4 protein-coding genes are annotated in these 5,730 nt (G+C 74.0%); 3 read left to right on the forward strand and 1 reads right to left on the reverse strand.

Features of this window, described 5'->3' with window-relative positions:
• Positions 1 to 140 precede the first annotated feature (140 nt).
• The 3 genes from mtrA to ACIQOV_RS24290 are packed head-to-tail and all read left to right on the forward strand — an operon-like array spanning position 141 to position 4,795.
• Positions 141 to 818 carry an MtrAB system response regulator MtrA gene (mtrA, locus tag ACIQOV_RS24280; protein WP_030247322.1) on the forward strand — a complete coding sequence of 226 codons (678 nt, stop codon included), beginning with the start codon at positions 141 to 143 and terminating at the stop codon, positions 816 to 818.
• A 1-nt stretch (position 819) separates the two neighbouring features.
• Positions 820 to 2,931, forward strand: a complete 2,112-nt coding sequence (gene mtrB, locus ACIQOV_RS24285; RefSeq protein ID WP_380358111.1) for an MtrAB system histidine kinase MtrB — start codon at positions 820 to 822, stop codon at positions 2,929 to 2,931.
• Complete coding sequence (locus ACIQOV_RS24290; protein WP_401051687.1) at positions 2,906 to 4,795, forward strand: LpqB family beta-propeller domain-containing protein; 1,890 nt, start codon at positions 2,906 to 2,908, stop codon at positions 4,793 to 4,795. Before mtrB ends, ACIQOV_RS24290 begins: the two co-directional genes overlap by 26 nt.
• 77 nt (positions 4,796 to 4,872) lie before the next feature.
• Here ACIQOV_RS24290 and ACIQOV_RS24295 read toward each other — a convergent pair whose 3' ends face one another.
• Positions 4,873 to 5,601 carry a ComF family protein gene (locus ACIQOV_RS24295; RefSeq protein WP_401051689.1) on the reverse strand — a complete coding sequence of 243 codons (729 nt, stop codon included), beginning with the start codon at positions 5,599 to 5,601 and terminating at the stop codon, positions 4,873 to 4,875.
• Positions 5,602 to 5,730 lie beyond the last annotated feature (129 nt).

Raw genomic sequence — 5,730 nt, forward strand, 5'->3', positions numbered from 1 at the left:
GTCGGGAGGGGGTCGGGAGGCGTTCCCGGCGGGCGCATTCGCCCGGTATGGCCGGAATGCACCGGTGGGGGAGTTGGCCGTTCTGGAGCATTGGCACTGCTGTGCGGCAGGTCACAATCCGGTAATGAGAAGATGGACGCATGAAGGGACGCGTCCTCGTCGTTGATGACGACTCCGCACTGGCCGAGATGCTCGGCATCGTGCTGCGGGGTGAGGGTTTTGAGCCGTTTTTCGTCGCGGATGGGGACAGGGCGCTAGCGGCGTTCCGGGAGACCAAGCCGGACCTGGTCCTGCTGGACCTGATGCTGCCCGGTCGGGACGGCATCGACGTGTGCCGGCAGATCCGGGCGGAGTCGGGCATCCCGATCGTGATGCTGACCGCGAAGACCGACACGGTCGACGTGGTGGTGGGTCTGGAGTCCGGCGCCGACGACTACGTCACCAAGCCGTTCAAGCCCAAGGAGCTGGTGGCCCGGGTGCGTGCGCGGCTGCGCCGCGCCGAGGAGCCCACGCCCGAGCAGCTGACCATCGGCGACCTGGTGATCGACGTGGCCGGCCACTCGGTGAAGCGGGACGGCCGGGGCATCCCGCTGACTCCGCTGGAGTTCGACCTGCTGGTCGCGCTGGCCCGCAAGCCCTGGCAGGTGTTCACCCGCGAGGTGCTGCTGGAGCAGGTCTGGGGCTACCGCCACGCGGCGGACACCCGCCTGGTCAACGTCCATGTGCAGCGCCTGCGTTCCAAGATCGAGAAGGACCCGGAGCGCCCCGAGATCGTGGTGACCGTCCGCGGCGTCGGCTACAAGGCCGGACCCAGCTGACGTGACGGACCGGGCAGACGACACCCCGTCGGGTTCCGCGGCCGACGGGGCCGGTGCCGTGCGCGGCGACGTGCTGAGTTCGACCACCCGCCGCCGGCGAGGCCCTTCCGCCGTGGTGGCGCTGGTCAAGCGTCAGCTGCGCCGCCCCGTGCACCGGGTGGCCACGCTCTACCGCCGGTCGATCCAGCTGCGCGTGGTCGCGGTGTCCCTGCTCGCGTCCATCGCGGTCGTCCTGGTGCTGGGTGTGGTCGTGGTGGCGCAGGTGCGCACCGGCCTGCTCGACACCAAGATGGACGCCGCCCGCGCGCAGGCCCGGATCGGCTTCCAGGTCGAGCAGAAGAAGATCGACGAGGCCCGGGACCAGAAGCTGCGGGGCACCGCCGACCCGACCGTCGACGAGACCGGCACCTGGCTGCTGCGGCAGGTCAACGACCTGGCCGGGAGCGGGCAGACCGTCTACTCGGTGATCGCCATGGCCCCCGGCACCGGCGCCGTCGTCCCCGACACCGCCGGCTTCGCGCCGCGCTACTCGGGCGACATCCAGCCGATCAGCATCCCGGACGCCCTGCGGGCCAAGCTCGCCTCCGAGCCCGGCCAGATGTTCGACCAGCCGACCCGGATCCACCGCTCGCCCGAGAGCGGCGGGAAGTCCGAGCCCGGGCTGGCCCTCGGCATGCAGTTCGTCGGTCCGGCCGCGGCCGGGAACAGCTACCAGATGTTCTACGTGTTCTCCTTCGGCCAGGAGACCGACACCCTCAACCTGGTCACCGGCACCCTGGCGACCGCCGGGGTGTTCGTGGTGATCCTCATGGGCGGCATCGCCTGGGTCGTGGTGCGCCAGGTGGTCACCCCGGTCCGGATGGCCGCCGGGATCTCCGAGCGGCTCGCCGACGGCCACCTGGAAGAGCGGATGAAGGTCACCGGGACGGACGACATCGCCCGCCTCGGCGAGTCCTTCAACCGGATGGCCAACGCCCTCCAGGCGCAGATCCGGCAGCTGGAGGAGCTGTCCCGGGTGCAGCGGCGGTTCGTCTCGGACGTCTCGCACGAGCTGCGCACCCCGCTGACCACGGTCCGGATGGCCGCCGACCTCATCTACGACAGCCGCGAGGACCTGGACCCGATGGCGGCCCGCTCGGCGGAGCTGCTCCAGGGCCAGCTGGACCGCTTCGAGTCGCTGCTCGCCGACCTGCTGGAGATCAGCCGCTTCGACGCCGGCGCCGCGATCCTGGACGCCGAGCCGGTCGACCTGCGCGAGATCGTCGCCCGGGTGGTCGAGGCCGCCGAGCCGCTCGCCGAGGCCAAGGGCAGCGCCGTGGTGATCCGCGGCGACGGCGAGCCGGTGCTGGCCGAGGTGGACTCCCGACGGATCGAGCGCATCCTGCGCAACCTGGTGGTCAACGCCCTGGAGCACGGCGAGGGCCGTGACGTGGTGGTCCGGCTGGGCTCCGCGGACGGCGCGGTCGCGGTCGGCGTGCGCGACTACGGCATCGGACTCAAGCCGGGCGAGGCGTCCCGGGTGTTCCACCGTTTCTGGCGGGCCGACCCGTCCCGGGTGCGGACCACCGGCGGCACCGGTCTCGGCCTGTCCATCGCCGTCGAGGACGCCCACCTGCACGGCGGCTGGCTCCAGGCCTGGGGCGAGCCCGGCGGCGGCTCGCACTTCCGGCTCACCCTGCCGCGCACCCGCGGCGGCGAGATCACCCGTGCGCCGTTCCGGCTGGAGCCGGAGGACTCCCGCAACAACCGGGGCCTGGGCGCGCAGGGCACGCCGTACCGGCGGGCGATCAGCCCGTCTGGGGCGACGGCGACGGCCGCGGTCGAGGACCAGGCGGAGACGCCGGAGGCCGTGGGCAGCAGCCTCGGCAGCGGGCTCGGCGGGGTGCTGAACATCGGCCCCGGGCTGGGCCGGAGCCGACTGCCGGAGGGGCCGCGCGCGGACCCCTCGGGCGTGTGGACGGCCGCCGGGTACGGGGCCACCGGCGCCCAGGTCATGGTGGACCCGACGCCCGGACGGCCGTCGGTGGCACAGCGGACGGCGGAGCCGGACGTGACGGGCGGGACGACGGACGCGGAGGGGTCGCAGCGTGCGAGGGACGAGCAACAGGACTGAGCCGAGGCTCCTCGCGGCGGTCGGCACGCTGGTCGGCGCCCTGGTGGCGAGCGGCTGCGCGACCATGCCGGATTCCGGCGGCATCGCCCGGGTGGAGCTGCCCCAGGGGTCGGCCGACAAGAACCTGCAGGCCCGGGTCTACCCGGTGGCACCCGGCCGGGGCGCCAAGCCGCGCGAGCTGCTGACCGGGTTCCTGGACGCGGTGACCGCCGACGAGGGGTACGACACCGCGCGCAAGTACCTCACCGAGAGCGCCGCCGCGGAGTGGAAGCCCGAGGCGGAGATCCGGGTGCTCTCGTCCACGACCATCCCGGGCGGCCAGGACGTCACCGACGCGGACACCACGGTCTCGGTGCCGGTGAGCGGGCAGTTGGTCGCCACCGTCGACGAGAAGCACTCGTACCAGCTGGTCGCCGGGCAGAACAACGTCTCCTCCGACTTCACCTTCGTCCGGGAGAAGGACGAGTGGCGGATCGACAAGCTGCCGACCGGCGTGATCATGAACGAGACCAACTTCCGGAACAGCTTCCGGCAGGTCGCGCGGTTCTTCTACACCGCGCCCGACCCGTCGGCGGTGGCCTCCGGGAACGTCGGCCAGGAGGTGCTGGTCGCCGACCCGGTCTACCTGCGGCGCCGGATAGACCCGCTGGCCACGGCGGCCCAGGCGGTGGCCGACGGGCCCTCGACCTGGCTCTCGCCGGTGGTCCGGACGGCGTTCCCGAGCGGCGTCAGGGTCGAGCGGGTGACCATCGACGACGGCAGGGTCGCCCACCTGCAGATCGGCGGGGTCGACCTCGGCGAGCCGATGGCCTGCCGGCGGATGGCGACCCAGTTCTTCTACACCCTCGCCGACCAGGGCAAGGGCCAGGTCGAGCGGCTGGAGCTGAAGGGGCCGCACGGTTCCTGCACCGTCGGCCGCGGCGACGAACCGCCCACCGGCCCCGGTGCGCTGGCCGGGCCGACGCCCGGGAAGCAGTACTACCAGCGTGCCGACGGCGCCCTGGTGGCGACCGACGAGGGGGGCCCCGGAGATCCGGTCCGCGGCGTCCTCGGCAAGCCGCAGTCGAACACCAAGCCGCCGCTCGGCGCCGTCGCGGTCGGCCGCAGCGGCACCCAGGTCGCGGCGATCAGCGAGGACGGCCACCAGGTCTACTCGGTGCCGCTGTCGGACAGCGCGGTGACCATGGGCGAACCGGTGCTCAGCTCTCCGGCCAAGGGCGGCGACAAGGAGGACGGCTTCGCCTCGCCCACCTGGGACGGCCGCGGCGACCTCTGGGTGGTGGACCGCAACAAGCAGGCCCCGCGGGTGGTGATGGTGCGCGGCGCCAAGTCGTACACCGTGCCGGTCGAGGGGCTGACCGGGCAGACCGTGCAGTCGCTGAAGATCTCCTCGGACGGCGTCCGGGTCGCCCTGGTGGCCAGGACCCCGGGCTCGGCCGTCCGCTCGCTGTGGTTCGGGCTGGTGGTGCACGACGGCACCCCGCAGGCGCCGACCGTGAAGATCACCGGGCTGCGCCGGGCCGCCCCCACGCTCACCGACGTCGCCTCGGTGTCCTGGGCGGAGACCGACCAGCTGCTCGTGCTCGGCAAGGAGGCCGACCGGACCCAGCAGCTGTACTTCATCAGCACCGACGGCTCGCAGAGCACGGACACCCAGCTGCAGAGCGCCGAGAGCATGACGACCGTCGCGGCCTCGGAGTCCCGGGGGGACAGCCTGACCCAGGCACCGCCGGTGCTCGCGATGGGCGAGGTCAAGCAGGCGGACGGCAAGCCGAGCGAGATCAAGGCCTTCCGCCTGGTCAACCACCAGTGGCGGGAAGCCTCGCTGATCGACAAGCCCCGGTCCTTCCTCTACGCGGGCTGACGGCGCGTCCGGGCGGGCCGACGGGCCTTCCCGGGGGCCCGCCGCGGGGCCCGCCGCGTGAGCTGACGCGGCGGCGGTCAGCCGGCCGGGCGCGCGGTGGCCGCGACCGTGGCCCCGGCCCGGGCCGGCAGGCCGGCGTCGGCCAGCGCCCGGGCGGCCTCGGCCAGGCTGGCCCCGGTGGTCACCAGGTCGTCCACCAGCACCGGGTGACGGCCCGCGAGGCCCGTGGGCCCGGTCCGGGCGCGCGGCAGCACGGTCAGTGCTCCGCGCAGGTTGCGGCGCCGCTCGGCCGCGTTCAGCCCGGCCTGGTCGGCGACCGGCCGGGTGTGCCGCAGCAGCGGCGCGGCCCGGACGTCCAGGCCGGTCCGGCGCAGTGAGCGGGCGGCCGCCCCGGCCAGCCGCAGCGTCGGATCGTGCCCGCGGGCGCGGACGGCCGAGCGGGCCGAGGGCATCGGGACCAGCAGCAGCGGCGCGGCCCCGGCCCGTGCCCCCAGGGCGGAGCGCACCGCCCGTCCGAGGGCCTCGCCGAGCGGCCCGGCCAGCCGCAGCGCGCCCCGCTCCTTGTGGGCGAGCAGCAGCTGCCGGACCGCACCGGTGTACGGCGCGGCGGCGTGCGTCCAGGGCAGCAGGGTCGGGGCCGACCGTGCGGTGGCCAGCGCGCGCCGGCAGGCCGGGCAGAGCTGGGTGCGCTCGCTGCCGCAGCCCGCGCAGTCGGCGGGCAGCAGGACGTCCAGCAGCCCGGCCAGTGCGTGGCCGAACGGCCCTTGGGCGGCCGGCGGGCGGGTGGCGGAGGGGGACGGCGGCACGGCTGCTCCTGGCGGTGGCAGGCACGGAGAGTCAGCACAGGATCCGCCGTATGGGGGGCGTTGTCCAGGTATTTACCCATACTTCACCCGCGAGAGGGTAGACAGGGTGGACCAGCTTGACCGCCCGAC

Origin of the sequence: Kitasatospora sp. NPDC091257 (assembly GCF_044757675.1) — a bacterium.
GTDB classification, from domain to species: Bacteria; Actinomycetota; Actinomycetes; order Streptomycetales; family Streptomycetaceae; genus Kitasatospora; species Kitasatospora lactacystinica.